Source organism: Burkholderia sp. USMB20, from assembly GCF_000949135.2.
Lineage (GTDB): Bacteria > Pseudomonadota > Gammaproteobacteria > Burkholderiales > Burkholderiaceae > Burkholderia.
On the sequence record NZ_JTAN02000019.1, the window covers coordinates 63,466 to 88,782 of the forward strand.

22 protein-coding genes and 3 pseudogenes are annotated in these 25,317 nt (G+C 70.6%); 16 read left to right on the top strand and 9 right to left on the bottom strand.

Going from position 1 to position 25,317, the window contains the following annotated elements; all coding sequences use genetic code 11:
* The first annotated feature begins 43 nt into the window (after positions 1 to 43).
* The 7 genes and pseudogenes from PL79_RS24770 to PL79_RS24800 all read left to right on the top strand — a co-directional run bounded on the left by PL79_RS24770 (position 44) and on the right by PL79_RS24800 (position 7,363).
* Positions 44 to 796 (top strand): SDR family oxidoreductase, encoded by a 753-nt coding sequence (locus tag PL79_RS24770; protein WP_135801136.1) that lies wholly within the window; start codon positions 44 to 46, stop codon positions 794 to 796.
* Positions 787 to 1,398, top strand: coding sequence for a D-glycero-alpha-D-manno-heptose-1,7-bisphosphate 7-phosphatase (locus tag PL79_RS24775; RefSeq protein ID WP_044848165.1), 612 nt, complete (start codon positions 787 to 789; stop codon positions 1,396 to 1,398). Before PL79_RS24770 ends, PL79_RS24775 begins: the two co-directional genes overlap by 10 nt.
* Positions 1,395 to 2,603: pseudogene (locus tag PL79_RS24780) on the top strand (glycosyltransferase family 9 protein). The gene PL79_RS24775 and the pseudogene PL79_RS24780 overlap by 4 nt, the downstream one beginning before the upstream one ends.
* Before the next feature lie 3 nt (positions 2,604 to 2,606).
* Positions 2,607 to 4,352 (top strand): carbamoyltransferase family protein, encoded by a 1,746-nt coding sequence (locus PL79_RS24785; protein WP_044843353.1) that lies wholly within the window; start codon positions 2,607 to 2,609, stop codon positions 4,350 to 4,352.
* On the top strand, positions 4,349 to 5,350 hold the full coding sequence (locus PL79_RS24790) for a glycosyltransferase family 2 protein (RefSeq protein WP_044843354.1): 1,002 nt from the start codon (positions 4,349 to 4,351) through the stop codon (positions 5,348 to 5,350). The genes PL79_RS24785 and PL79_RS24790 overlap by 4 nt, the downstream gene beginning before the upstream one ends.
* The gene (locus tag PL79_RS24795; RefSeq protein ID WP_044843355.1) at positions 5,347 to 6,423 is read left to right on the top strand and encodes a glycosyltransferase family 9 protein; all 1,077 of its coding nucleotides are present in this window, start codon (positions 5,347 to 5,349) and stop codon (positions 6,421 to 6,423) included. Before PL79_RS24790 ends, PL79_RS24795 begins: the two co-directional genes overlap by 4 nt.
* Positions 6,413 to 7,363, top strand: a complete 951-nt coding sequence (locus PL79_RS24800) for a glycosyltransferase (RefSeq protein ID WP_044843356.1) — start codon at positions 6,413 to 6,415, stop codon at positions 7,361 to 7,363. Before PL79_RS24795 ends, PL79_RS24800 begins: the two co-directional genes overlap by 11 nt.
* 164 nt (positions 7,364 to 7,527) lie before the next feature.
* Here the strand turns inward: PL79_RS24800 and PL79_RS24805 are convergent.
* Positions 7,528 to 8,467: pseudogene (locus PL79_RS24805) on the bottom strand (sigma-54 interaction domain-containing protein); the annotation flags it as partial.
* Positions 8,468 to 8,815: 348 nt separating this feature from the next.
* On the opposite strand from PL79_RS24805, the gene PL79_RS24810 reads away from it, so the two are divergent.
* A complete protein-coding gene (locus PL79_RS24810; RefSeq protein WP_044843358.1) occupies positions 8,816 to 10,183 on the top strand; it encodes a sigma-54-dependent transcriptional regulator in 1,368 nt (455 codons plus the stop codon).
* Positions 10,184 to 10,200: 17 nt separating this feature from the next.
* On the opposite strand, the gene PL79_RS24815 is transcribed toward PL79_RS24810, so the two are convergent.
* Both PL79_RS24815 and PL79_RS24820 read right to left on the bottom strand, forming a co-directional pair.
* Positions 10,201 to 11,124, bottom strand: coding sequence for a glycosyltransferase family 2 protein (locus PL79_RS24815; protein WP_044843359.1), 924 nt, complete (start codon positions 11,122 to 11,124; stop codon positions 10,201 to 10,203).
* Positions 11,103 to 11,810, bottom strand: a complete 708-nt coding sequence (locus tag PL79_RS24820; RefSeq protein WP_044843360.1) for a PIG-L deacetylase family protein — start codon at positions 11,808 to 11,810, stop codon at positions 11,103 to 11,105. Before PL79_RS24820 ends, PL79_RS24815 begins: the two co-directional genes overlap by 22 nt.
* 103 nt (positions 11,811 to 11,913) lie before the next feature.
* On the opposite strand from PL79_RS24820, the gene PL79_RS24825 reads away from it, so the two are divergent.
* Positions 11,914 to 14,220, top strand: coding sequence for a hybrid sensor histidine kinase/response regulator (locus PL79_RS24825; protein WP_044843361.1), 2,307 nt, complete (start codon positions 11,914 to 11,916; stop codon positions 14,218 to 14,220).
* A gap of 70 nt (positions 14,221 to 14,290) precedes the next feature.
* On the opposite strand, the gene PL79_RS24830 is transcribed toward PL79_RS24825, so the two are convergent.
* Positions 14,291 to 15,337: a UDP-glucuronic acid decarboxylase family protein gene (locus PL79_RS24830; protein ID WP_044843362.1), complete on the bottom strand. Its 1,047-nt coding sequence runs from the start codon at positions 15,335 to 15,337 to the stop codon at positions 14,291 to 14,293.
* Entirely contained in the window at positions 15,337 to 16,653 is a 1,317-nt protein-coding gene (locus tag PL79_RS24835) for a glycosyltransferase family 4 protein (RefSeq protein WP_044843363.1), read from the bottom strand. Before PL79_RS24835 ends, PL79_RS24830 begins: the two co-directional genes overlap by 1 nt.
* Before the next feature lie 241 nt (positions 16,654 to 16,894).
* On the opposite strand from PL79_RS24835, the gene PL79_RS24840 reads away from it, so the two are divergent.
* The 7 genes from PL79_RS24840 to PL79_RS24870 all read left to right on the top strand — a co-directional run bounded on the left by PL79_RS24840 (position 16,895) and on the right by PL79_RS24870 (position 21,642).
* Positions 16,895 to 17,317 carry a BON domain-containing protein gene (locus PL79_RS24840; protein ID WP_044843364.1) on the top strand — a complete coding sequence of 141 codons (423 nt, stop codon included), beginning with the start codon at positions 16,895 to 16,897 and terminating at the stop codon, positions 17,315 to 17,317.
* 25 nt (positions 17,318 to 17,342) lie between these two features.
* Positions 17,343 to 18,371: an SDR family oxidoreductase gene (locus tag PL79_RS24845; RefSeq protein WP_044843365.1), complete on the top strand. Its 1,029-nt coding sequence runs from the start codon at positions 17,343 to 17,345 to the stop codon at positions 18,369 to 18,371.
* 38 nt (positions 18,372 to 18,409) lie between these two features.
* Positions 18,410 to 18,709 (top strand): DUF2795 domain-containing protein, encoded by a 300-nt coding sequence (locus tag PL79_RS24850; RefSeq protein ID WP_044843366.1) that lies wholly within the window; start codon positions 18,410 to 18,412, stop codon positions 18,707 to 18,709.
* Between the two features lie 67 nt (positions 18,710 to 18,776).
* A complete protein-coding gene (locus tag PL79_RS24855) occupies positions 18,777 to 19,343 on the top strand; it encodes a hypothetical protein (RefSeq protein ID WP_044843367.1) in 567 nt (188 codons plus the stop codon).
* Positions 19,344 to 19,470: 127 nt separating this feature from the next.
* On the top strand, positions 19,471 to 20,328 hold the full coding sequence (locus PL79_RS24860; RefSeq protein WP_044843368.1) for an SDR family oxidoreductase: 858 nt from the start codon (positions 19,471 to 19,473) through the stop codon (positions 20,326 to 20,328).
* Between the two features lie 28 nt (positions 20,329 to 20,356).
* A complete protein-coding gene (locus tag PL79_RS24865; RefSeq protein ID WP_044843369.1) occupies positions 20,357 to 20,971 on the top strand; it encodes a DUF4142 domain-containing protein in 615 nt (204 codons plus the stop codon).
* A gap of 59 nt (positions 20,972 to 21,030) precedes the next feature.
* Positions 21,031 to 21,642 carry a DUF892 family protein gene (locus PL79_RS24870; protein WP_044843370.1) on the top strand — a complete coding sequence of 204 codons (612 nt, stop codon included), beginning with the start codon at positions 21,031 to 21,033 and terminating at the stop codon, positions 21,640 to 21,642.
* Between the two features lie 131 nt (positions 21,643 to 21,773).
* Here the strand turns inward: PL79_RS24870 and PL79_RS24875 are convergent, their stop codons facing one another.
* The 4 genes and pseudogenes from PL79_RS24875 to PL79_RS24890 all read right to left on the bottom strand — a co-directional run bounded on the left by PL79_RS24875 (position 21,774) and on the right by PL79_RS24890 (position 25,279).
* The gene (locus PL79_RS24875) at positions 21,774 to 23,096 is read right to left on the bottom strand and encodes an NRAMP family divalent metal transporter (protein WP_044843371.1); all 1,323 of its coding nucleotides are present in this window, start codon (positions 23,094 to 23,096) and stop codon (positions 21,774 to 21,776) included.
* The gene (locus PL79_RS37240; RefSeq protein WP_135801137.1) at positions 23,093 to 23,365 is read right to left on the bottom strand and encodes a hypothetical protein; all 273 of its coding nucleotides are present in this window, start codon (positions 23,363 to 23,365) and stop codon (positions 23,093 to 23,095) included. Before PL79_RS37240 ends, PL79_RS24875 begins: the two co-directional genes overlap by 4 nt.
* Positions 23,365 to 24,033, bottom strand: a pseudogene (locus PL79_RS37245) (uracil-DNA glycosylase); the annotation flags it as partial. The gene PL79_RS37240 and the pseudogene PL79_RS37245, both read right to left, overlap by 1 nt.
* A 40-nt stretch (positions 24,034 to 24,073) precedes the next feature.
* On the bottom strand, positions 24,074 to 25,279 hold the full coding sequence (locus PL79_RS24890) for an MFS transporter (RefSeq protein ID WP_044843372.1): 1,206 nt from the start codon (positions 25,277 to 25,279) through the stop codon (positions 24,074 to 24,076).
* Between the last annotated feature and the right edge of the window lie 38 nt (positions 25,280 to 25,317).

Here is a 25,317-nt window from a genome sequence, read left to right on the forward strand (position 1 = left end):
CAAATGTCATCGCCGCGATCTTTCGGACGCTTGCAGGAGGTGCATGTTGAACCCGACTCACGATCCAGCCCGACCGTTGTTGGCCGGTCGCACCGCGCTCGTGACGGGCGGCGGTCGCGGCCTGGGCGAGGCCATCTGCGAGGAACTGGCGCAACACGGCGCACACGTGATCGTTGCCGATCTCGACGGCGATCGCGCGGCGGCCGTCGCGCAGCGCCTCGAGCGGCATGGCGGCCGCGCGGTCGGACGGCCGCTCGACGTGCGCGACGAGGCGTCGGTGCTGCAGGTCATGCACGACGCGCGCGAGGCGCTCGGCGACGTCGACGTGATCGTCAACAACGCGGCGATCGACGTGACCGCGCCGATCGACGACGTCAGCGTCGCCGCCTGGCAGCAGGTGATGATGACCAACCTGTTCGGCCCGTACCTGATGTGCCACGCGGCCGTGCCGATGATGAAGGCCCGCGGCAGCGGCCACATCGTCAACATCGCGTCGACCGCATCGAAGCGCGCATGGCCGAATGCGTCCGCGTATCACGCGACGAAGTGGGGGCTGCTCGGGTTGTCGCATGCGCTGCATGCGGAGCTTCGGCCGGCCGGCGTGAGCGTGTCGGCGATCGTCGCGGGCGGGATGCGCACGCCGTTCCTGCTCGATCGCTTCCCCGACATCGACGTGGACACGCTGCAGCCGCCGGAACACGTCGCGGCCGCCGTGCGTTTCGTGCTGACGCAGCCGCCGGGCACCGTCGTGCCGGAACTGATGGTGCTGCCGATGAAGGAGACGTCATGGCCGTGAGTCGCGCGCGACGGTTGCCCGGCGCGGTGCTGCTCGACAAGGACGGCACGCTGCTGGAGGACCTGCCGTACAACGTCGACCCCGCGCGGATGCAGCTTGCGCCGGGCGCCGCGCGCGCATTGCGCACGCTCGGCGCGACGGGCATGCCGATCGCGGTCGTGTCGAACCAGCCGGGCGTCGCGCTCGGCTACTTTGCCGAATCGAAGCTTGGCGCGGTCCGTCAGCGTCTCGCCGAATTGTTCGAAGCGAACGGCGCGGTGCTGGCGGACTTTTTTTATTGCCCGCATCACCCGGCGGGCAGCGTGCCGCGCTACACCTGCGACTGCATCTGCCGCAAGCCGCGCCCGGGGATGGTGCGCCGCGCGATCGCCACGCTCGGCGCGGTCGCCGAATGGAGCTGGATGATCGGCGACATTCTCGACGACGTCGAGGCCGGCCGCGCCGCGCGCTGCGGCACGATACTCGTCGACCGCGGCAACGAGACGCAATGGCGGCTCGATGCCGCGCGCACGCCGCACCATGTGGTCGACCGGCTCGACCTCGCCGCCGACCTCGTCGCGCGCGAGGCCGTGCGCCGCCACGGCTCGTGGGTGCGGCGATGAGCGCCGCCTGGGATCGCGCGCGACGCATTCTGTGCGTGCGCCTCGACAGCCTCGGCGACGTGCTGATGACGACGCCCGCGCTGCGCGCGCTGAAGGAGAGCGGGCGCGGCCGCCGGCTCACGCTGCTGACGTCGCGCACCGGCGCCGCGCTGGCGAAACACCTGCCGATGGTCGACGACGTGTGGACGTACGACGCGCCGTGGGTCAAGCATCCGGACGTGCGCGGCGATCCGGTCGTCGATCTCGACATGATCGACCGGCTGCTGGCCGGCCGTTTCGACGCGGCCGTGATCTTCACCGTATACAGCCAGAGTCCGTTGCCGGCCGCGATGATGTGCTGGCTCGCGGGCATCCCGCTGCGGCTCGCGCATTGCCGCGAGAACCCGTACGAACTGCTGACCGACCGCGTGCCCGAGACCGAGCCGGATTCGCGCGTGCGCCACGAAGTCGCGCGCCAGCTTGCGCTGGTCCGCGCGATCGGCGCGAAGACGTGCGACTGGCGCATGGCGTTCGAGCCGGGCGATGCGGCGCGACGCGCGCTGCACTCGCGCTTGCGCGCGGCGCTGCTGCGGCATCGGCGGCCCGCGCGGCCGGCGCCGGCGCAACGCGCTGGCTGGTCGTGCATCCGGGCGCGGAGCGCGGCATCGCGGCGCTGCCGGCCGAGCGCTTCGGCGACGTGGCCGCGCGGCTCGCGCCGCTGTTCGACGGCATCGCGGTGACGGGCGGCGCCGACGAGCGCGCGCTCGTGGATGCCGTGTGCGAACGCGCGGCCGCGCGCCGTGCCGCTCGCCGGCGTGCTGCCGCTCGGCGAGCTCGGCGCGCTGATCGAGACGGCCGACCTGCTGCTGACGAACAACAGCGGCCCCGTGCATCTCGCGGCCGCGCTCGGCACGCCGGTCGTCGATCTGTACGCGCTGACCAATCCGCAGCACACGCCGTGGCGTGTGCCGCACCGCGCATTGAACGTCGACGTGCCGTGCCGCAACTGCTACCGCAGCGTCTGCAACCAGCCCGGCCATCCGTGCCTGCTCGGCGTGAGCGTCGACGATGTCGTCGAGGCGACGCACGGCTTGTTGCGCCGCAGCGCGCGCCATGCGCAACACGCGGCCGCGCGCGCCACCTTGCACGCTGCCGAGCCGGTCGCGGCGAACGCGTCGAGCGGGTCGAACGTGATTCCGTTCGCGCAAGTCATCACGAGGACCTGACGCATGCCTGCTCCGACCTATACGCTCGGCATCAATGCCGCCTTTCACGACAGCGCCGCGTGCCTCGTGCGCGACGGCGCGGTGATCGCGGCGGCCGAGGACGAACGCTTCACGCACGTGAAGCACGCGAAGCGGCCGGTGCCGTTCTCGACTTGGGAGCTGCCGTTTCACGCGATCGACTATTGTCTGGCGGAAGCGGGCATCGCGCTCGCGGACGTCGACCATGTCGCGTATTCGTACGATCCGTGGCTCGAACTGGACCGTCACGGCGACGCGCCCGAGCTGACGCTGCCGCTCGCACCGTCCGCGCATGCGCGGCGTGCCGACGGCGCATCGCCGTGGCATCCGTTGTTCCTGTCGTCGATCGTGAACGCGCCGCGCCAGCTTGCGGGCGGCGCGCCGCACCACCTGCAGCGGCGCTTTCGCGGCGTCGCGCACGACGGGCCGTTTCGCTGGCATTTCATCGAGCACCATCTCGCGCACGAGGCGAGCGCGTTTCTCGCGGCGCCGTACGAGCACTGCGCGGTGATGACGATGGACGGGCGCGGCGAACGCGCGACGACGAGCTACGGCGTGTTCGACGGCCAGTCGTACCGGCGGCTCGGCCAGGTCAACCTGCCGCATTCGCTCGGCCTGCTGTACGAGCGCGTGACGCGCTACCTCGGCTTCCTGCATTCGTCGGACGAGTACAAGGTGATGGCGCTCGCGTCGTACGGCAAGCCGGTGTTCGCGGACGCGATGCGCAAGCTGGTGAGCTACAACGGCGACGGGCGCTACGAGGTTGCCGACGGCGATCTCGTCGCGCTGTTCGGCGCGCCACGCGAGCGCGGCGGACCGATCGAGCCGCATCACTGCGACATCGCGCATGCGCTGCAGCTGGTGCTCGAGGAAACGACGCTGCAGGCGGTCGACTGGCTCGCGGCCGAGAGCGGCGAGCAGCAACTGGCGATGGCGGGCGGCGTCGCGCTGAACTGCGTGATGAACGCGAAGATCCGCGATCGCGGCCCGTTCGACGACGTGTGGGTGCAACCGGCGGCAGGCGACGCGGGCACCGCGCTCGGCGCCGCGCTGTGGACCGATTTCCGCATGCGCGGGATGCGCGGCGACTGGCGGATGGATCACGCGTATCTCGGGCCGTCGTACGGCGACGAAGCGATCGAGGCGTTCCTGAAGGAAGCGCGGCTGCCGTACCGGCGGCTCGCGGACGTCGCCAGCCAGACGGCCGCGCTGCTCGCGGCAAACCGCGTGATCGGCTGGTTCCAGGGCCGCATGGAGTTCGGGCCGCGCGCGCTCGGTGCGCGCTCGATCCTCGCGTCGCCGATCGATCCGGACATGCAGCGCAAGCTGAACCGGATCAAGGATCGCGAGGACTTCCGGCCGGTTGCGCCGGTCGTGCTCGAAAGCCACGCACACCACTGGTTCAACGGCGGGCGGCGCACGCCGCTGCGCGCGCCGTTCATGCTGTTCGTGTACGACATCGCGCCCGGCGCCGAGGCGACGATTCCGGCGGTGCGCCACATCGACGGCACCGCGCGCGTGCAGACCGTCGACGCACACCAGCATCCGCTGCTGCATGCGCTGCTGTCCGAGTTCGACGCGCTGACCGGCGTGCCGGTGCTCGTCAACACGTCGTTCAACACGCGCGGCGAACCGATCGTCTGCACGCCGCGCGACGCGCTCGAGTGCTTCTGGACTTCGCCGCTCGACGCGCTCGTGATCGGTTCGTTCCTGCTGGAGAAGCCGAGATGAACATGCGCGACACGCAACTGCCGCCGGTCGTGTCGGTCGTCGTGCCGACGTACCGGCGGCCCCGCCTGCTCGAACGCTGCCTCGACGCGCTGTGCGCGCAGGTGTTCGATCCGACCACCTACGAGATCGTCGTCGTCGACGACGACCCGGCCGGCAGCGCATGGGAAACCGTCGACGCGTGCCGTGCGCGCATGACCGACGTGCCGGTGATCCGCTACATGACCGCGCCCGATACGCAGGGGCCGGCGGGCGCGCGCAACATCGGCTGGCGCAGCGCGCGCGGCGCGCTGATCGCGTTCACCGACGACGACACGATTCCCGATCCGACCTGGCTGCGCCACGGCGCGGCCGCGCTGCTGGCCGAACCGTCGGCGGCGGCCGCGGCCGGGCGCATCGACGTGCCGTTGCGAGCGCGCCCGACCGACCACGAGCGCGACGCGGCCGGCCTCGCGCATGCGGAATTCGCGACCGCGAACTGCTTCGTGCGGCGCGCGGCGCTGGAGCGCGTCGGCGGGTTCGACGAGCGCTTCACGCGCGCATGGCGCGAGGACGCCGACCTGATGTTCGCGCTGCGCGAGCACGCGGGGCCGATCGTCGGCGTCGACGCCGCGCGGATCGTGCATCCGGTGCGTCCCGCGCGCTGGGGCGCGAGCATCGGCCAGCAGTCGAAGGTGTATTTCGACGCGCTGCTGTACAAGAAGCATCGCGCGACCTACCGGCGTCATATCCGCGCGATGCCGCCGTGGAATTACTACGCGGCCGTGTTGTTCGCGCTCGGCGCGCTCGGCTGTTTCGCGGCCGGATGGCGTGTGCCGGGCATCGCGTGCGCGACGGCCTGGGCCGTGATCACGGCCGCATTCTGCGCGAAGCGGCTGCGCGGCACGCGGCTCACGCCGTCGCATGTCGCCGAGATGATCGTCACGTCGATCGCGATTCCGCCCGTGTCGCTGTACTGGCGCGTGCGCGGTGCGCTTCACTTCCGGGTGTTCTTCCTATGATGCTCGAATCCGTTTCGTCGTCCGGTCCGATGCGCATCGCGGTGTTCCGCGCGCTGCAGCTCGGCGACATGCTGTGCGTGGTGCCGGCGCTGCGCGCGCTGCGGCGCGGCGAGCCGGACGCGCGCATCACGCTGATCGGCTTGCCGTGGGCGCGCGAGTTCGCATCGCGCTTCTCGGACTACATCGACAACTTCATCGCGTTTCCCGGCGCGCCGGGCCTCGGCGAGCAGCCGGACGCCGAGCCGGCCGCGCGCGAGGCGTTCGTCGCGGAATGCCGCGCGCGCGACTTCGATCTCGCGATCCAGCTGCACGGCAGCGGCGTGCAGACCAACGCGATCGTCGCGTCGCTCGGTGCGACGCGCACCGCCGGTTTCGTGCCGCCCGACGGCGGCACGACCGCGCTCGACTGTGCGCTCGTCTGGCGCGACGGCGAGCCCGAGGTCACGCGCTACCTGGCGCTGACCCGCAAGCTCGGCTATCCGGACTGGGGCGACTACCTGGAATTTCCGCTGGGCGGCCTCGACTACGCGCTGTGGCACGTGCTGTGCGACGAGCATGCGCTCGATCCGGGCCGCTACGTGATCGTTCATCCGGGCGCGCGGATGGCGTCGCGGCGCTGGCCGGTCGAGCGTTTCGCGAGCGCGGCACGCCAGCTCGCGGACGACGGCTGGCAGATCGTATTGACCGGCACGCGCGCGGAACTCGCGCTGGCCGGCGCGTTCGTCGAACATCTCGCGCGGCCGTGCGTGAACCTGTGCGGGCGCACGCCGCTCGGCGCGCTGGCCGCGCTGATCGGCCGCGCGCGGCTCGTGCTGTGCAACGACACGGGCGTGTCGCATGTCGCGGCGGCGTTCGGCACGCCGAGCATCGTCGTCGCGTGCGGCAGCGACACGGTCCGCTGGGCGCCGCTCGACGCCGAACGCCATCGCGTGCTCGCGCACTATCCGGCCTGCCGGCCGTGCGCGTTCGACACCTGCCCGTACGGGCACGAGTGCGCGACGGCGATCGGCGTCGACGACGTGATGGAGCGGGCGGGCAAGCTGCTCGCGGAGGAGAGACGTCATGTCACGTAAGCGCTTGCGCGTGCTCACCTGGCACGTGCATGGCAACTATCTGTATTACCTGTCGCAGGCGCCGCACGATTTCTACATCGTGACGAAGCCGCAGCATCCGCCCGGTTACGCGGGTCGGGTCGGGCACCTGCCGTGGGGCGACAACGTGTACGAGGTGCCCGTCGAGTGCGTGCGCGACACCGAGTTCGACTGCGTGCTGTACCAGCATCACAATCACTACGCGCACGACCGGTTGCGGCTCCTGAGCGACGCGCAGCGCGCGCTGCCGGCGCTGTTCGTCGAACACGATCCGCCGCGCGAGCACCCGACCGACACGCTGCACCCCGTGCAGGACCCGAACGTGTTGCTGGTGCACGTGACGCCGTTCAACGCGCTGATGTGGGACAGCGGCGTCACGCCGACGCGCGTGATCGAGCACGGCGTGCTGCTGCCCGACAGTGTCGAGTATCGCGGCACGCTGCCCAAGGGCGTGACGGTCGTGAACCACCTCGCGCGACGCGGGCGGCGTCTCGGCGCCGACCTGTTCGAGACCGTGCGTCACAGCGTGCCGCTCGATCTGGTCGGGATGGGCTCGGCCGAACTCGGCGGCATCGGCGAGGTGCCGAATCCGGCGCTGCCGCAGTTCCTGTCGCACTACCGCTTCTTCTTCAATCCGATCCGCTACACGAGCCTCGGGCTCGCGGTGATCGAGGCGATGATGATCGGGCTGCCGATCGTTGCGCTCGCAACGACGGAGATGGCGCAGCTCGTGAGGAGCGGCTGCAACGGGGTCGCCGATACGCGGCCTGCCGTGTTGATCGACGCGATGCGCATGCTGCTCCGCGATCCGGACCTCGCGCGCGAATGGGGCGCGGCGGCGAAGCGCGACGCGTGCGAGCGGTTCGGGATCGAGCGGTTCGTGCGCGAGTGGGACAGCGCGTTGTGCGACGTCGCGGCGTAGACCGGGCGGCTGCCGTCGCGGCCCGGTTACGGGTTCGTTGCGCCGGCGGATACCGGCGCTCGGGCTGCGGCCGCACCGTCGCACCGGCGGTGCGCTGGCGCCGCTGGCGCTGCCCGCGGCGGGCGTCGGTGGCAGCCGCGCCGCTCGCCGCGTTGCGCTCGTGTTCGGGCACAGCGCGAGCCGGTTGTACAGCGTCTTCAGGCTGATGCCGAGCGCCTTCGCGGTGCGCGGCTTGTCGCCGTTGAAATGGCGCAGCGACGCGACGATGAAGCGCTGCTGCGTATGCGCGAGCGTCGTGCCGATATGGAGCGTCATCGCGTTGTGACGCACCTCCTCGCGCGGCGGCTGGCGGCGCAGCAGCTGCAGTTCGATCTGCTCGTCGGCGAGAATGAACGCGCGCTCCAGCGCGTTGCGCAGCTCGCGCACGTTGCCGGGCCACGTATAGGCGCGCAGCGCCTTCATCGCCTGCAGCGACAGACGCTTGCGCGTGCGATGCCGCGCATTCAGCCGCTCGACGATCTGCAGCGCGATGTCGCCGACGTCGTCCTCGCGCTGCCGCAGCGCGGGCACGTGCAGCGCGATCGTCGCGATCCGGTAGAACAGATCCTCGCGCAGCCGGCCGCTGCGCACGGCCTCGACCGGATCGTGATGGGTGGCCGCGACGATCCGCACGTCGAGCGGAATCGCTTCGTGACCGCCGACGCGCACGATCGTGTTCGTCTCCAGCGTGCGCAGCAGTTTCACCTGCAATTCCGCCGGCATTTCCGCGATTTCGTCGAGAAACAGCGTGCCGCCGCGCGCGGCTTCGAACATGCCCACATGTTGCGCGATCGCGCCGGTGAAGCTGCCTTTTTCATGTCCGAACAAATGGGATTCCGCGATGTCCTTCGGAATCGCCCCGCAGTTGACGGGCACGAACGGCCCGCGCCGGCGCGGGCTCATGTCGTGGATGAGCCGCGCGACGATGTCCTTGCCGGCGCCGCTCTCGCCGACCACCAGGACGCTGACGCGCGTCGCGGCGACACGCGCTACCTTCAGCAGCAGGTCTTGAATCGTTGGCGAGCGGCCGAACAGCCGCGCGCCGTCATCGTCGGATTTCGACATGAGTGTATCGAGTTGGAAGTATTGACCGAAACCGTCGAGGAGCAGGCGAAAAAATGACCGCCACGCATCATTTTTTCATGTGGAAAGCATACCTTTTATGCCCGTTTCGCCGGATTGAATCTTGCAATGCGGTGGTCGACGACAGATAGATTTATTCGATGATCGGCGAAGGCACGACGCACTTCTTCTATACTTCTAGGCACGCGTTTGTCACTGCAGGACAGCTAATTTGCTCATTCGTGTGCGGTGCGGATGTGCCGCCGGGTTCCGGCGTCGTACCCCGCATCGCACGCCCGCCGCGGTTTCGGCCGACGCCTTGCGCCCGGGCCGCACCCACCAGGAGCTTCGATGCCTTATGTCCTGATCGTCGAAGACGACGCCGATACGCGAACGATGCTCGCGACCCTCGCGCAAGCGCAGCAGCTTGCATGCGACACGGCCGCGACGCTCGAAGAAGCGCGCACGCTCGTCTCGACGCACACTCCCGATCTCGTGTTGTGCGATCTCGTGCTGCCGGACGGCAACGGCATGGATCTGTTCGACGCGTTGCCGAAGCGCGCGCATTGCGAAATGGTGCTGACCACCGGTCACGCGAGCCTCGAAACCGCGATCGACGCATTGCGGCGCGGCGCGACCGACTATCTGGTGAAGCCGATCAACATGCAGCGGCTGAACAGCATCTTCGCGCGCGTGCCGCGCACCACCGCACTGCATGAGGAAATCGCCGAACTGCGCTCCGAACTGAAGCGTCTCGGCCGCTTCGGCCGGATGCTCGGCAGCTCGCCCGCGATGCAGGCCGTCTACGATGCGATCGGCCGCGTCGCGCGCACCGAGGCGTCGGTGCTGCTCACCGGCGAGTCGGGCACCGGCAAGGAACTCGCCGCGCAGACGGTGCACGACCTGAGCCTGCGCCGCCGCGGCCCGTTCCTCGCGGTGAACTGCGGCGCGATTGCCGCGAATCTCGTCGAGAGCGAGATGTTCGGCCACGACCGCGGCAGCTTCACCGGCGCCGAGCGGCAGCACAAGGGCTTCTTCGAACGCGCGGACGGCGGCACGCTGTTCCTCGACGAAATCACCGAGATGCCGGTCGAATCGCAGGTCAAGCTGCTGCGCGTGCTGGAAACCGGGCGGCTCACGCGGCTCGGCTCGACGCGCGAGATCGACGTCGACGTGCGCATCGTCGCGGCGACCAACCGCGATCCGGAAGCCGCGATGGCCGACGGCAAGCTGCGGCCCGACCTCTATCACCGGATCAACGTGTTCCCGATTCCGCTGCCGTCGCTGAGCGAGCGCGGCGACGACATCCCGATGCTCGCCGACGCGTTCCTGCAGCACTACAACGAGGAAAGCGGCCGCAATCTGCGCTTTGCGCCCGCCGCGCGCGAAGCGCTGAAGTCCTACGCATGGCCCGGCAACGTACGCGAGCTGCGCAACTTCGTGCAGCGCGCGAGCATCTTCGCCGACGCGGACGTGATCGACACGCTGCCGCCGCCGATCATGGACGAACTGTCGAACATGGTCGACGCGCACGAGGATCGCGTGACGGTGCCGTTCGGCACGCCGCTCGAGGAAGTCGACCGCAAGCTGATTCTCGGCACGATCGCGAAATGCGGCGGCGTGAAGGCGCAGGCGGCCGAAGTGCTGGACGTGAGCCTGAAGACGATCTACAACCGGCTCGCGCAACTGGAAGACGAAGCGGAAAAACCGGACTCCTGATGTCGTGCCGGGCGCGCTCATGCGCGCCCGCCCGCGCGGCGACGCGCGTCGTCGTCGAGCCGGCGGCGCATGCGTTCGACGTGCGGCGGCAGCGCGCACCGTTCGCGCAGGATCCACGGCAGGCCCGCGAAGGCGGGCACGATGCCGCGTTCGCGCCACAGGCGCGGCAGCATGCGGACGGTATGCGCGAGCGCGGCGCGGGCCGGCCATCTGAGCCACGCGGTCCACACCGCGTTGCGGGCGGACACGCTCGCGCGCGTCTGCACGTCGCGTTGCTTCGAAGGGTAATGATGAACCGTCAGACGCGGTGCATAGACGAGCCACGCGCCCGCGCGATACAGGTCGAGCGCGAGCAGCGCTTCCTCGCCGCCGAGGAAGTAGCGCGGATGATAGCCGCCCGCGGCCACGAACGCGTCGCGCCGGAATGCGCTCGCGCCGGCCAAGAGCCCGAGGATCGGGCGGCCCGGCAGCGCGACGGGCGCATCGAGCGGGCTGTCGGCCATCAGCCGGCAGGTCGGGTCTTCGCGCCGGTCGGGGCCGACCAGCACGCGCGCGGTGACGGCCGCGACATGCGGGTACGCATCGAGCAGGTTCGCGGCTTCGGCGAGCGAGCCGGGTGCCCACCACGTGTCGTCGTCGCAGAACGCGACGTGGCGCGTGCGGGCGACGGCCGCGCCGAGATTGCGGCCGGCGGCCCCGAGATTGGCCGGCGCATGCACCAGCGTCGCATGAGGAAAGCGGCTGTGCATGAGCGCCGCGGTCGCGTCGTCCGAGCCGTTGTCGACGACGACGATCGCCGGCCGGTCGGGCAGCGCGGAGAGCCGCGCCAGCGTGCGCGCGAGCTCCAGCGAGCGCCGGCAGGTCAGCACCACCGCGGTCACGCGTGGTTCGCGCGGCGGCAGCACGACACGCGCGGGCGTCACGCGGACGTGCCGTCGCATTCGAGCCGCCAGTATGTTTCGGGTTCACGGAGATCGGCACGCATATGAGGCTCCAACAGCGCAATCTGGCTCGCATACGCGTCGACGGCGGCGGCCTTCGCTGCCGCCGTGTCCATGCCGTTGCCGCCCGGCGCGCCGACCGGGTGGCCGATCCAGCCGTGCTCGCGCCAGCCGGTCACGCGCCGGGCCATCAACCCGTCGATCCGCCGGTACGGCACATCCTCGTAGAAGCGCCACACGCGCGCTGCGTCGCCGGCCCGGCCGTGATCGCGCAGCAGCGCCAGCACGGCCTGCTGAACCTGCAGGTGATCGCGATGGAACAGGCCGGCCGGCGCCAGCACGCCGAAGCCCGGGTGCGCGTCGATCACGTCGGCCACGCGCGCGGCGATTGCCGCCGACGCGGCCGGCGTGCCGTACTGGTCGTCGAGGAAGTCGAGCCAGACGGGCCGCGCATCGAGCAGCGCGAGCGCATGACGGTCCTCGTCGCGGCGCCTGCGCATCGCGTCGTCGGCCGTGCGGAATCCCGCGCGACGGTCCCACGGCGGCGCGGCCGCACCGTGTTCCGGAATGCCCGCGAACACCGTGACGACGACCGAGCCCGGTGCCTGCGCGAGCAGCTGCCCGCAACTGAATACGGCGTCGTCGAGGTGCGGCGAGACGACGAGCCAGCGTGTCGGAGCGGTCATGGTATGAAGGTCTCCCAGGTCAGCACAGGCGGCCGAGCAGGTGACGTGCCCGTCCGGCTGCGCGTGGCCGGCTGCCGCCGGTGGGTCGGCAGGAGGGTGTCCGATGTTTGAATTTGCGCGGCCGCAGGTCGGAAATTACGCAACCGCCGTGATGTTCGTCGCGATCGCCACCGTGCTGCAGGCGCTGGCGATCCGCTTCGGCGGCGTGAACCTGTCGCTGATCCTGTACTACCCGATGCTGGCCGGCGCGGCCTGGGTGACGTCGTTCCTGTTCGGGATCGTGTCGACCGTGGTCAGCGGGCTGCTGATCTGGACGCTGTTCCTGTCCGATCCGGCCGCGTACACCGGGCCGCTGTCGGCCCGGCTCGTGCAGCTCTTCGTCTTCCTGCTGGTCGGCATGCTGGTCTGCGCGGGCGCGGCGATGCTGCACCACGCGCGGCTCACGAACGACGTCGCGCGCCGGCGTGACGCGGCCGCGCGGCGGCAGCTCGAAGCCGTGCTGCAGTCGCTGCCGCACGGTGTGATCGCGACCGACGGGAAAGGCCGGGTGACTTACCTGAATGCGGTGGCGGCCGAGCTGGCAGGCTGCGGCGTGGACGAGGCGACGGGCCGGCCCGTGCGCGACGTGCTGCGCCTGTTCGATCACGACGGCCGGCGCGTGCAGGCGACGCCGCTCGAGCGGGCGCTCGGCGGCGCGCATGCGTTGTCCGACCGGCACTGGCTGCACGGCGCCGCCGGCAGCACGCCGGTGCCGATCGCCGAGGCGGCGGCGCCGATCGCCGATGCGGACGGCAACATCGACGGCGCGGTGCTGCTGTTCTGCGATGCCGGCGTGGCGCGCGCGCGCGCCGACAAGTCGCGGCTGCAGCTCGCGGTCGTCGAGGCATCGCCGGACGCGATCGTCGGCGTCGACGGCGAGGGCCGCATCGTCAGCTGGAACCCGGCCGCGCAGCGGATCTTCGGGTACGACGAGTCCGAGGCCTACGGGCGCCCGTTCGAATCGCTCGTCGCGATGCGCTGGCTGCAGCGCAATCCGTTGGCCGAAACGTTCGACGCGATGCGCGAACCGGTCGGCCCGCTCGAACTGCTGTGCGTGCGCCGCGACGGCCGGCGCTTTCGCGCAACGGTATCCGCATGCCCGGTGCGCGGCGACCTGCGCGCCAGCGTCGCGCTGTCGCTGACGCTGCGCGAGACCGGCGCGCAGCGCCGCCGCGACCTGCGCGCGCACCGCTCGCTGCAGGGCGCGCGCGACGCGCGCGACCAGGCCGATACGTCGAACCGCCTGAAGGACGAATTGCTCGCGACCGTGTCGCACGAACTGCGCACGCCGCTGAACGTGATCTACGGCTGGGTCGAGGTGCTGCGCAATTCGCGCGAAGACGGATTGCAGCAGCAGGCGATCGACGCGATCGATCGCAGCGCGCGTTCGCTCACGCGCATGGTCGGCGACATCCTCGACGCATCGTCGCTCGCGACCGGCAAGCTGCGGATCGATTCGATGCCGGTGGACGTGGTGCGGCTGTTCGCCGATGCGACGGGCACGTTCCAGACGGCCGCGTCGTCGGCCGGCATCGCGCTCGAATTCGACTGCGCCACGTCCGCATGCGTGGTGTCGGGCGACGCGGAGCGCTTGCGGCAGATGCTGTCGAACCTCGTGTCGAACGCGCTGAAATTCACGCCGGCCGGCGGCGCGGTGACGGTCACGCTGTCGCGCGACGCCGGGCACGCGATGCTGACCGTCGCCGATACCGGGCAAGGCATCGCGCCGGATTTCATCCCGTACGTGTTCGACATGTTCCGCCGCGCGGAAGAGTCGCCTGCCTCGTCGCGGCGCGGGCTCGGGCTCGGCCTGTCGATCGTGCGGCATATCGCCGAGCTGCACGGCGGCACGGTCAGCGTCGCAAGCCCGGGCCGCAATCGCGGCGCCACGTTCACCGTGACGTTGCCGGCCGGCTGGCAGCCGGCGGGGGCGATGGCGTGGAGCGTCACGCCGGACGACGTCGCGCGCGGTACGCCGATGCTCGAGTCGCAGCGCATCCTGATCGTCGACGACGACCCGACCACGCGTGCGAGCCTGACCGCCGCGCTGGCAACGCTCGGTGCGGTCGTCGCGGTCGCGTCGTCGGGCCGTGACGCGCTCGCCATCGTCGCGGAGGTGAAGCCGACCGTCGTGCTGTCCGATCTGGCGATGTCCGACGGCGACGGCTTCTGGCTGCTCGATGCATTGCGCCGCGGCGGCGCGAACGGCGGCAGCCCGCCCAACCTGCGCGTGCTCGCGGTCACCGCGCATGCGGGCCTCGGCGACGAACGCCGCGCGCTCGAGGCGGGCTTCGACGGCTATCTGTGCAAGCCGGTCGACGTGCGCGAGCTGGCCCGCCGGATCGCGCGCGTGACGACGCGCGACGGGTGATACGCGGCGGATACGCGACGACCGTCGCCCCGGGCACGCGACGACGCGGCGTCGTGTCACGTCGTGCCGTTCACGTCGCCGCCCCCGGCCGGTTCCGTGTGCTGATCTGCGCGAGCATGTGCGACGCGATCCGCGTGCTGCGCACGAGATCGCCCGGCGTGTGATTCGCGACCTGCCGATGGATGAAATACCGCGCGGTATGCGCGAGCCCGCTCGCGAGCGGCGTCGTCGCGCGCCAGCCGAGGCGCCGGTGCGCGGCGTCGAGATCGGGCCGGCGCTGACGCGGATCGTCGGACGGCAACGGACGGAACTCGATCGCGACCGTCGCGCCGACGATCCTCACGACCTCGCGCGCGACGTCGATCATCGCGATCTCGTCGTCGCTGCCGAGGTTCACCGGCTCGCAGGCGTCGCCGGGTTCGTCCATCAGCCGGATCAGCGCATCGACCATGTCGTCGACATAGCAGAACGAGCGCGTCTGCCTGCCGTCGCCGTAGACGGTCAACGCTTCGCCGGCCAGCGCCTGCGTGATGAAGTTCGACACGACGCGCCCGTCGGCCGGATGCATGCGCGGCCCGTACGTGTTGAAGATCCGCGCGATCCGCACGTCGACGCCGTACTGGCGGTGATAGTCCATGAACAGCGTTTCCGCGCAGCGCTTGCCTTCGTCGTAGCACGCGCGGATGCCGATCGGGTTCACGCGGCCGCAGTAGCGCTCGTCCTGCGGATGCACGTCGGGGTCGCCGTACACTTCGCTCGTCGATGCCTGCAGGATGCGCGCCTTCACGCGCTTCGCGAGGCCGAGCAGGTTGATCGCGCCATGCACGCTGGTCTTGGTCGTCTGCACCGGGTCGCGCTGATAGTGCACGGGGGACGCCGGGCATGCGAGGTTGTAGATTTCATCGACCTCGACGTACAGCGGAAACGTCACGTCGTGCCGCATCAGCTCGAAGTTCGGCGCATCGCGCAGGTGCGCGATGTTGTCCTTCGCGCCCGTGTAGAAATTGTCGACGCACAGCACGTCGTGCCCGGCCGTCACGAGGCGTTCGCACAGATGCGAACCGAGAAACCCGGCGCCGCCGGTGACGAGTACCCGTTTGCGATCGTAGCCCTTCATCATGCATTCTCCTTGCGGTGGGCGAGTACGCCCGGCGTGGTCGCGACGGGCGTGCGGCGGCTGCCGGCCGCCGTGCCGGCACGTTGCGGATGCGCGACGTCGCGGTAGATGTCGACGAGGCGGTCGGTCACGCCGCGCCATGTGTAGAAGCGGTGGGCGCGCAGATAACCGGCCCGGCCGAGCGCATCGCACAGCGCCGGTTGCGCGCGCAGCTGCACGAGCCGACCGGCGAGCGCGGCCGGGTCGCGCGGCGGCACCAGGTAGCCGGTGACGCCGTCGTCCACCGTCGTGCGGATGCCGCCGACGTCGCTGCCGATCACCGGCGCGGCACATGCCATCGCCTCGACCGGCGTGATGCCGAACGGCTCGTACCACGGCGTCGTCACGAAGACGTCCGCCGCGCTGTAGTACAGGTGCAGCGCGTCGCGCTCGCGCCGGCCCACGAACGTCACGCGTTCCGCGATGCCGGCGTCGTGCGCGAGCGCGGCGAGGCGTGCGAGTTCCGGATCGCGCGCCGGGTCGGGCGTCGCGTGGCTGCCGCCGACGATGTAGAGCCGCGTCGGCCGGTTCGGGTCGCGTGGCATCCGCGCGAGCGCGTCGATCACGGTGTCGATGCCCTTGCGCGGCACGAGCCGCCCGAGCTGCAGCACGACGAACGCATCGTGAGGCCAGCCGAGCCGCGCACGCGCATCGACGCGCGGCACCGGCCGGAATTCACCCGCATCGAACCCGCAGGGCACGATCTCGATGCGCGCGGCATCGGCGCGATAGTGCGTGGTCAGGTCGAGCGCATCCTGCGGGCACTCGGCGATCAGCCGGTCCGAGCGGCGCGCGAGCGTGTCCTCGATCGCGAAGCGTTCGTCGGGGAAACCGTCGGCCGCGCCCTGATGCAGCCGGCGCACGCGGCCGAGCGCATGGAACGTCATGACGAGCGGAATCCCGAGACGCTGCTTCACGCGCAGCGCGGCCTCGCCCGACATGAAGAAGTTCGCGTGCATCACGTCGACCGGGTCGGGCTCGCGCCGCATGCGCGCGGTCATGTAGTCCGCGAACGCACCCATGTACGGCAGCAGCCGTTCCTTCGGCACGGCGGCGGGCGGCCCGGCCGGTACGTGGATCACGCGCATGCGCGGGCCGATCTGCACGACTTCCGGCAGGTGCGGATCGTCGCAGCGGGTGTAGACGTCGACGTCGAGGTCGCGCTCGGCCAGCTGCTTCGCGACGTTCGCGACGTAGATGTTCTGGCCGCCCGCGTCCACGCCGCCGATCACCCCCAGCGGTGACGCATGTTCACTGATCAACGCGATTCTTTGCATGGTATTGCTCCCGAGGTCGGGGCCGCGCCGGCGAGCCCCGTTGCGTCCCTCTTCGGCAATCGCCATGCCCGTCACTTTGCGGGCGGCACGCCCGGCCCAGGTGCCGAAAAAATTACAACGGGTTGGATGAAAGGGCGTCCGATCGGCGGGCCGCGCGGGGATGCGGGCGGTTGCGCGCGGCACGCGATTTGCGACACCCGGACGTCCGCCGGCCACGCCGGCCTCACGATAGGAGGTCACGATGAAGGTATTCCCGCTGCAAGCCCGCGCACCGCGATTCCGCCGTCATCCCGCCAGCCGTCTCGGCATGGCGGTCGCGATCGCCGCGGCCACCGCCTGTATCGCCGTCGCGCCGAACGTGTTCGCCGCCGGAGACGACGGCTCGGCATCGTCATCCATGTCGTCATCGTCATCGTCGTCGATGACGCATTCGAGCACCGGCACGAAGATCCGCGACGCGACCATCACGACCAAGGCGAAGGCCGAGCTGGTCGGCACGAGCGGCCTGTCGGCAGGCGACATTCACGTGAAGACGCGTCACGGCGTCGTGATGCTGACCGGCAGCGTGCCGGACGAGCAGCAGCGCACGCAGGCCGTCGGTGTCGTCAGGCAGATCGACGGCGTGCAGGACGTGCGCGACCAGCTGACCATCCGCCCGAAATAACCGGCCCCGCAGAAGGAGTCCAGTGATGAACTGCATGCTCAAACCGGTCGGCGAGCAGACGATCGTGATCACGGGCGCCACCAGCGGCATCGGCCTCGTCACCGCGCGCAAGGCGGCACGGCGCGGGGCGAAGCTGGTGCTGTTCGCGCGCAACGCGGACGCGCTGAACACGCTGTGCGACGAAATCCGCCAGCACGGCGGCCTCGCGGTGCCGGTCGCCGGCGACGTCGGCATTCTCGAGGACCTGCAGCGCGCGGCCGCGACGGCGGCCGATACCTATGGCGGCTTCGACACCTGGGTCAACAACGCGGGCGTGTCGATCTTCGGCACGGCGGCGGCGGTGCCGCTCGAGGATCAGCGCCGGCTGTTCGACACCAACTACTGGGGTGTCGTGCACGGCTCGCTCGTCGCGTCGGATCATTTCCGGCGCAAGAGCGATTTCCACGGCGGCGCGATCATCAACATGGGCAGCGAGGCGTCCGACGCGCCGGTGCCGCTGCAGAGCGCGTATGCGGCATCGAAGCACGCGGTGAAGGGTTTCACCGATTCGCTGCGTCTCGAGCTCGAGTCCGATCGCCTGCCGGTGTCCGTCACGCTGATCAAGCCGGCCGCGATCGACACGATGTTCGTGATGCACGCGAAGAACTACATGAACGTCGAGGCGCGGCTGCCGCCGCCGATCTACGACCCGGAGCTCGTCGCCGACGCGATCCTGTTCGCGGCGGCGCACCCGCGCCGCGCGCTGTTCGTCGGCGGTGCCGCGAAGCTCACGTCGGCCGGCGCGTATCACGCGCCGCGCCTGTTCGATCGCATCGCGGCCACGCTGTTCTCGCGCGGCCAGCGCACGGTGCGCCCCGCGCGGCCGCGCGACGACAACGCGCTGTACGAGTCCCGCCATGCGCTGCACGAGCGCGAAGGGATGGACGGGCCCGTGCTGCGCGCTTGCGCATACAACGCGGTGGTGCAGCGGCCGAAGGTCGCGGGCGCGGTCGCGCTGGGCGCGGCGGCGCTGATGGTGGCCGCGTTCGCGCGGTCGCGGCGCAGCCCGACGTAATGGCGTGCCTTTCCGTTTTTCAATCGAAGGAGGTTTCCATGTCATCCCGACAACATACGGGCCACGAATACAGCCACGCGCGCGCGCATGAAGGCGAGCGCGAGCAGCAGGATCACGACAAGGGCGGCCACCAGAGCGGGCACGGCAAGGCGCCGAGCCCGGTCGACGTGCAGAAGGCGCTGAAGGGGATGGACTATCCGGCGAGCAAGGCGGAGGTGGTCGAGTGCGCGGAGCGCTCGCACGCCGATCCGCGCGTACTCGACATGCTCAGGCAGATCCCCGATCGCGAATACGGCACGCCGGCATCGGTATCCAAGGAACTCGGGCGCCTGATGTGAGCGCACCCGCGTCGCGTCGCGCCCGCGCTCGCGTGCGCGGCACCTTATGGCCACGAGGAGCACGACCATGGCGATGATCGTCGCAGGCCGCTTCACGACGTTCGATGAAGCGGAAGGTGGGGCGCGCCACCTTTACGAGCGCGCGTTCGGCCCGGACGACGTGTCGATCTTCTTCCTGAACCCGGGCGGCCAGCACGCGCGTTTTCCGATCGGCGGCGACGTGTATGCCGATACGGCCGCGAAGCCCGGCGGGCGCGGCGCGCTGGTCGGCGCGCTGCGCGGGCTGCTGATCGGCGCGATCGTCGGGCTGATCGTCTATGCGTTCGGCGTGCGCTACTGGTTCGTGCCGGCCGCCGGTGCGCTCGCCGGTGCCTATCTCGGTGCGTTCGGCGGCGCGCTCGGCCGGATGCGCGGCGAGCAGGCCGAAGGCAAGGGCATGCTCGCGAAGACCGAAACCGGCGTGATCCTGGCCGCGCGCGTGACGTCGACGACCGCGGCCACCGCGGAAGACGTGCTGCGTGCGACCGGCGCGCAAGCGATCGAACGTGTCGAAGGCGACTGGCAGGACGGCGAATGGCGCGACTTCGATCCGGTGCGCCGGCCGGACGGCACGACGCAGGGCACGCCGCGCTGAGCATGCCGTTTCTGCACGCGCTTGCAACGCGGCGCGCGGCGCCCGTGCATCGCGCGTGCACCGGGCCGGGCCGCCGCGCGGCATGCCGCTTGCGACGTCTCGCCGACACCCGTTCAAGGAGGAACCCATGACGACGGCAAAGACCCTGCCACCCCAGGAACAGGCCCGGCAGCCGGGCACCGAGCGGGACATGCATCCGAAGCCGCGCGACGAGGCGGCCGACTACGTCGGCAGCGGCAGGCTCGCCGGCAAGGTCGCGCTCGTGACGGGCGGCGACAGCGGGATTGGCCGCGCGGTCGCGATCGGTTTCGCGAAGGAGGGCGCGGACGTCGCGATCGTCTACCTGAACGAGTCGGACGATGCCGCGCACACGAAGCGCCTGATCGAGCAGGCGGGCCGGCGCTGCGAGGCCATCGCTTGCGACGTCGGCGACCGCCGGCAGGCGCGCGACGCCGTCGCGCGCACGGTCGAGCGGTTGGGGCGCCTCGACGTGCTGGTCAACAACGCGGGCGAACAGCATCCGCAGCCGGGCATCGAGGACGTGACCGAGGAACAGCTCGAGCGCACGTTCCGCACGAACGTGTACGGCATGTTCTTCTGCACGCAGGCCGCGCTGCCGCACATGAAAGCGGGCGGGCGCATCGTCAACACCGCGTCGGTGACCGCGTATCACGGCAGCCCGAAGCTGCCCGACTACTCGGCGACCAAGGGCGCGATCGTCGCGTTCACGCGTTCGCTGTCGATCGAGCTGGCCGAGCGCGACATTCGCGTGAACGCCGTCGCGCCGGGGCCGATCTGGACGCCGCTGATCCCGTCGACCTTCACCGCCGAACAGGTCGCGACGTTCGGCTCGAACGTGCCGCTCAAGCGGCCGGGGCAGCCGGACGAGCTGATCGGCTGCTATGTGCTGCTCGCGTCGGACGGCGCGAGCTACATGACGGGACAGACCTTGCATCCGAACGGCGGCTCGATCGTCGGCGGGTGATGATGCCCGCCACACCAGGAGAAAGCGCATGAAACAACCCAACTGGACGATCGCGGCGCTCGCCGCGGGCGTGCTCGCCATGGCGGGGCTCGCGCAGGCACAGGCGCCGAGCGAGCCGCCCGCGTCGAATTCGCATGTGCCGGGCGGCGTGATCAACCCGTCGTCGGGCGCCGCCGGCGCGGGCGATCCGGGCATCGCGAAGGCGCCGCAGCGCGGCGATGCGGAATTCGTCGACAAGGCCGCGCTGGCCGGCAAGGCCGAAGTGCAGGCGAGCCAGCTCGCGTTGAAGCAGGCGCAGTCGCCGGACGTGCGCGCGTTCGCGAAACGCATGGTGGCCGACCACGGCAAGGCGAACGCGAAGCTCGACGAGGTCGCCGCGCGCGCGGGCATGAAGCCGCAGGTCGAGCAGATCCACGACCCGGACGTCGAAGCGCTGCGCGGCAAGAGCGGACACGACTTCGACACGGCGTATGTGGCCGCGGCCGGCCCGGACGCGCACAAGAAGGCGGTCGCGCTGTTCGAGGACGAGGCGCGCGGCGGCCAGGACGCGCAGCTGCGGGCGTTCGCGACCGCGGCGCTGCCGACGCTCAGGCATCACCTGAGCATGGCGGAAGCACTCCAGCGCAAGGTGGGCGCGCAGTAACGCGTGCCCGGTTCAACCCCAGGGCCGCGCGGGCGGCCCGTTTTTTCGGAGAAGCAGTCATGGGCCAACGGCAATCGAAGCACGAAGGCATCCTGGCGTTGCTGTGCCAGGCATACGAAACCGAGCTCGGCGGCGCGAAGATCTACGAGGCCGCGCTCAAGTGTGCGACCGACGAGGACCTGCACAAGGAATGGGAGAAGTACCACCGCGAAACGATGCATCACCAGGAAGTGCTGCGCAAGGTATTCGACACGCTCGGCCTCGATCCGGATACGCAGTCGCCGGGGCGCGCCGCCGTGGCGGCGACCGGCAAGTCGCTCGTCCAGGTGATCGAGCAGGCGAAGAAGCAGGCCGACCCGGCGGTCGCGCAGATCGTCGCGGCCGAGTGCGTGGTGCTCGCCGAGACGAAGGACCACCTGAACTGGGAGCTGATCGGCTATGCGGCCGACCAGCTGCGCGATCGCGACGCGGCGAAGGCGCTGAAGGCCGCGCACGACGAGGTGGAGGCGGACGAGGACCATCACCTGTATCACACCCGCGGCTGGGCGCGCGAGATGTGGATCGACTCGATGGGCTTCAAGGCGGTGCTGCCGCCGCCGGAAGAAGTGAAGAAGGTCGAGTCGGCGGCCGATGCGGCGCGGGCCGAAAAGTCGCGCGGCAAGATGATGTGACGCTGCCGGTCGGGCAATCGGGCGACGCCGCTCGCGCGGCGTGCCCGGTTGTCGCCCGATCGTCAGGGTCGTTCGCTTTCCACGCCGTCCGTCACGCGTGAACGGTTGCAGGCGCAACCATGCCGTCCAGATCAGCTCAGCATGTCCGCGGCCATCACGACCACCGATGCCGCCATCAGCGCGACCGCCAGCCACCCGAACACCTTCGACGCGATGCCGCTGCCCGGCTGGCCGGCCGCATCGCGCCGCTGCGACAGCAGCATCACGAGCACCAGCATCGGCACCGCCGCGACGCCGTTGAGCACCGCGCTCCAGTACAACGCCTTGATCGGATCGACCGGGCTGAAGCAGATCGCGATGCCGACGATCACGCAGCCGGCCAGTACCGCATAGAACGCGGGTGCGCGCCGCACCGGTTCGTTCAGCCCTTCGCGGAACCGCCACGCCTCCGCGCAACCGTATGCGGCGCTGCCCGCGAACGCGGGGATCGCGAGCAGCCCGCAGCCGACGATGCCGAACGCGAACACGACGAATGCCGCCTCGCCGGCGATCGGGCGCAGCGCCTCGGCAGCCTGCGCGGTGGAGCCGATGTCGTGCTTGCCGTGCGAGAAGCACACCGCCGCGCCGATCACCATGATGCAGAACGACACCGCGTTGGTGACGATCATCCCGGTCCAGGTGTCGAACGTGATGCGCCGCCCGGTTTCACGGCGCGCGCCGGGCGTGCACGCGGTGTCGCCGTTGCGGCGCTCGACCTGGGTTTCCTCGACCTCGAGCGCGGCCTGCCATACGAACAGGTACGGGCTCAGCGTCGTGCCGAGCACCGCGACCGCCGTGGTCGCATAGTCGTGCGTGAACGCGATGTGCGGCAGGACGATCGCGTGCAGCAGGCCGCGCCAGTCGATGTGCACGAACCCGAGTTCGAGCACGTAGGCGAGCAGGCCGAACGTCATCCATTTGAGCCAGCGCGCGTAGCGTTCGTAGGACAGCAGCACCTGCAGCGCGAGCGACGCGATGCCGTAGACGGGCGCATACCAGTAGCTGCGGCCACCGGCGACGAGCGCGGTCGCATCACCCATCGCGGCGAGGTCGGCGCCAACGTTCACGACATTGACGATCACCACCATGACGATCAGGGCCTTGGCGAGTCGGGCGGAGAACTGCTCGCGGATGCCGGCCACGAGGCCTTCGCGGTTGGCGCGTCCGATGAATGCCGCCGCAAGCTGCACGGCCACCATCATCGGCAGCGTGATCACGATCATCCACAGCATGTGGAAGCCGAACTGGCTGCCGGCCTGCGCATAGACGGCGACGTTGCTCGGATCGGCGTCGGACGCGCCCGCGAGCAGGCCGGGGCCGAGCCGACGGTACCAGGGCTTCGCGGCGGTGGTGGCGGCCGGGTCGGTTGTGGCGGCCGGGGTGTCGCGCGACGCGCCGCCGCGCAGGTCGCTCATTCGGCGTCTCCCGATGCCTCGTGCGCGCCGCCGTTGCCGCGCGCGAGGCGGGACGCGGTGCGCAGCGCGTCGACGAGCGTCCGGTACGCATGCTCGCGCGAATCGGCGCCGCGTGTGCGCAGCACGTAGGACGGGTGATAGGTCGCGACGACGAGACAACCGTCCGGCGAGCGCACCGGCTTGCGCGTGCGCTCCAGCGTCGCGTCGTTGTCCTGCAGCACCGCGCGCAGCGCCGTCGCCCGAGCGCGACGATCACGCGCGGGCTCCACGCGTCGAGCTCGCGTTCGAGCCAGTAGCGGCAGGCGGCGACCTCGGCTGCGCGGGCGTCTGTGCAGCCGCCGCTTGCCGCGCGGTTCCCATTTGAAGTGCTGACCGCGTTGGTCAGGTAGACGCTCGTGCGTGCAATGCCGGCCTCGTCGAGCGCGCGATCGAGCATGCGGCCCGCCGCGCCGACGAACGGGATGCCCGCGCGGTCCTCCTGGTCGCCCGGCTGTTCGCCGACCAGCATGATGCGCGCGTCGACGGGCCCGGCGCCGGGCACCGGCTGCGTCGCATGTTCCCACAGCCCGCAGCGGCGGCATGCGTCGAGCGTGGCCGGTGTGTCGGCGGCGGCCGGGACCGCAGCCGGTTTCGTGCTCGGGTCGCGCTTCATGCCAATCCTCCGGTGCAGGCCGACGCCGCGCGCGCGAAGCGGCATGCTCGGGCGCGCGCGACAAGCCGATCGAAGGCGTTGCCGGGGCGGAACATCGGCAGTGTGTGCATCGGCGGCTCCCGTATCGACGATATCGACGAGATGCAGCAACCGGCATGCCGCGTGCGGTCGCGATGGACGCGTCGTGTGTCGGAGCCGCATCCGGTGATGGCGGGGGACAGGGGGTCCAAGCAGCCCCCGGCGATGCTCCAGCCGCCTTGCACGGTACGACTTGCAAAACGGCATCGAGCGGCCCGGAGCGGCCTAGAGCGCCGTCGTGCGGTGCTCAGCCGCCTGCCGTGCGCGCCGCGGCGGCGCGTCCCGCCGCGAACGCCGCCACGCCGGCGCAAACGAGCAGCGCCGCACTCATCGCGAAGGTCGCGCGATAGCCGTGCAGGTCGTACAGCAGGCCGCCTGTCGTCGCGCCGAGTGCGATCGCGAGCTGCACGACCGCGACCATCAGGCCGCCGCCGGCTTCCGCGTCATGCGGCAGCGTGCGCGCGAGCCAGGTCCACCAGCCGACGGGCGCGGCCGTGCCGGTCAGTCCCCACAGGGCAAGCAGGCCCGCGGTGGCGGCGGTCGACGCGCCGCACCACACGAGCGCGACGGCGATCGCGGCCATCAGCAGCGGGGTGACGCCGAGCGTGCGGTACAGCCCGTTCTTCAGGCACGCACCGATCAGGATCGTCCCCGCGACCCCGGCCACGCCGATCGCGAGCAGCATCAGCGACAGCGTGGCATTGCCGACGTGCGTCACCGTTTCGAGGAACGGCCGCAGGTACGTGAACAGCGCGAACTGTCCCATGAACAGCAGGCTGACGGCCGCCATGCCGAGCGCGACCGGCACGCGGCCGAGCAGTGCGAGCGCATTGGCGGGCGCCGCGTGCGATGCGGCCTTCATCGGCGGCAGGCTGACGAGTTTCCAGCCGAACGCGAGCGCCGCGACCGGCACGACGCAGAAGAATGCCCAGCGCCAGCCGACGATGCCGCCGAGAAAGCTGCCGAGCGGCGCCGCGACGACGGTCGCGAGCGCGTTGCCGCCGTTCACGATCGCCAGCGCGCGCGGCACCTGGGCATCGGGCACCAGCCGCATCGCGGTCGCGGCCGACATCGACCAGAACCCGCCGATCGCAACACCGATCAGTGCGCGCCCCGCGATGAAGGCAACGTAATTCGGTGCGAATGCAACGATCGTGCCGGAGACGATCGTCAGCAGCGTCAGCACGAGCAGCAGCCGCTTGCGATCGCGCCGTCCGGCCAGCGACGCGATGAACAGGCTCGTCACGAGCGCGAAGGCGCCGGACACGGAAATGGCCTGGCCCGCCTGGCCTTCGCTGACGTGCAGGTCGGTGGCGATCGGCGTCAGCAGGCTGACCGGCATGAATTCGGACGCGACGAGCGCGAACGCGCCGAGCGCCATCGCGAGGACGGCGCCCCATGCGGCGGTTTGAACGGGCGCGGGGCGCCGGTCGGAAGTGGCAACGGCTTGCATCGTCGAAGCGGTGCGGATCGTGGGCGAAGGGGCGGCGT

Excerpts from the sequence above, each read along its gene's own strand:
- PL79_RS24820 (WP_044843360.1), bottom strand. The coding sequence starts at position 11,810 with ATGACCGCTCCGACACGCTGGCTCGTCGTCTCGCCGCACCTCGACGAC.
- PL79_RS24870 (WP_044843370.1), top strand. The coding sequence starts at position 21,031 with ATGGGCCAACGGCAATCGAAGCACGAAGGCATCCTGGCGTTGCTGTGC.
- PL79_RS24840 (WP_044843364.1), top strand. The coding sequence starts at position 16,895 with ATGAAGGTATTCCCGCTGCAAGCCCGCGCACCGCGATTCCGCCGTCAT.
- PL79_RS24790 (WP_044843354.1), top strand. The coding sequence starts at position 4,349 with ATGAACATGCGCGACACGCAACTGCCGCCGGTCGTGTCGGTCGTCGTG.
- PL79_RS24775 (WP_044848165.1), top strand. The coding sequence starts at position 787 with ATGGCCGTGAGTCGCGCGCGACGGTTGCCCGGCGCGGTGCTGCTCGAC.
- PL79_RS24890 (WP_044843372.1), bottom strand. The coding sequence starts at position 25,279 with ATGCAAGCCGTTGCCACTTCCGACCGGCGCCCCGCGCCCGTTCAAACC.
- PL79_RS24825 (WP_044843361.1), top strand. The coding sequence starts at position 11,914 with ATGTTTGAATTTGCGCGGCCGCAGGTCGGAAATTACGCAACCGCCGTG.
- PL79_RS24815 (WP_044843359.1), bottom strand. The coding sequence starts at position 11,124 with ATGCGACGGCACGTCCGCGTGACGCCCGCGCGTGTCGTGCTGCCGCCG.
- PL79_RS24830 (WP_044843362.1), bottom strand. The coding sequence starts at position 15,337 with ATGAAGGGCTACGATCGCAAACGGGTACTCGTCACCGGCGGCGCCGGG.
- PL79_RS24845 (WP_044843365.1), top strand. The coding sequence starts at position 17,343 with ATGAACTGCATGCTCAAACCGGTCGGCGAGCAGACGATCGTGATCACG.
- PL79_RS24865 (WP_044843369.1), top strand. The coding sequence starts at position 20,357 with ATGAAACAACCCAACTGGACGATCGCGGCGCTCGCCGCGGGCGTGCTC.
- PL79_RS24850 (WP_044843366.1), top strand. The coding sequence starts at position 18,410 with ATGTCATCCCGACAACATACGGGCCACGAATACAGCCACGCGCGCGCG.
- PL79_RS24800 (WP_044843356.1), top strand. The coding sequence starts at position 6,413 with ATGTCACGTAAGCGCTTGCGCGTGCTCACCTGGCACGTGCATGGCAAC.
- PL79_RS24785 (WP_044843353.1), top strand. The coding sequence starts at position 2,607 with ATGCCTGCTCCGACCTATACGCTCGGCATCAATGCCGCCTTTCACGAC.
- PL79_RS24875 (WP_044843371.1), bottom strand. The coding sequence starts at position 23,096 with ATGAGCGACCTGCGCGGCGGCGCGTCGCGCGACACCCCGGCCGCCACA.
- PL79_RS24810 (WP_044843358.1), top strand. The coding sequence starts at position 8,816 with ATGCCTTATGTCCTGATCGTCGAAGACGACGCCGATACGCGAACGATG.
- PL79_RS24860 (WP_044843368.1), top strand. The coding sequence starts at position 19,471 with ATGACGACGGCAAAGACCCTGCCACCCCAGGAACAGGCCCGGCAGCCG.
- PL79_RS24795 (WP_044843355.1), top strand. The coding sequence starts at position 5,347 with ATGATGCTCGAATCCGTTTCGTCGTCCGGTCCGATGCGCATCGCGGTG.
- PL79_RS24855 (WP_044843367.1), top strand. The coding sequence starts at position 18,777 with ATGGCGATGATCGTCGCAGGCCGCTTCACGACGTTCGATGAAGCGGAA.
- PL79_RS24835 (WP_044843363.1), bottom strand. The coding sequence starts at position 16,653 with ATGCAAAGAATCGCGTTGATCAGTGAACATGCGTCACCGCTGGGGGTG.
- PL79_RS24770 (WP_135801136.1), top strand. The coding sequence starts at position 44 with ATGTTGAACCCGACTCACGATCCAGCCCGACCGTTGTTGGCCGGTCGC.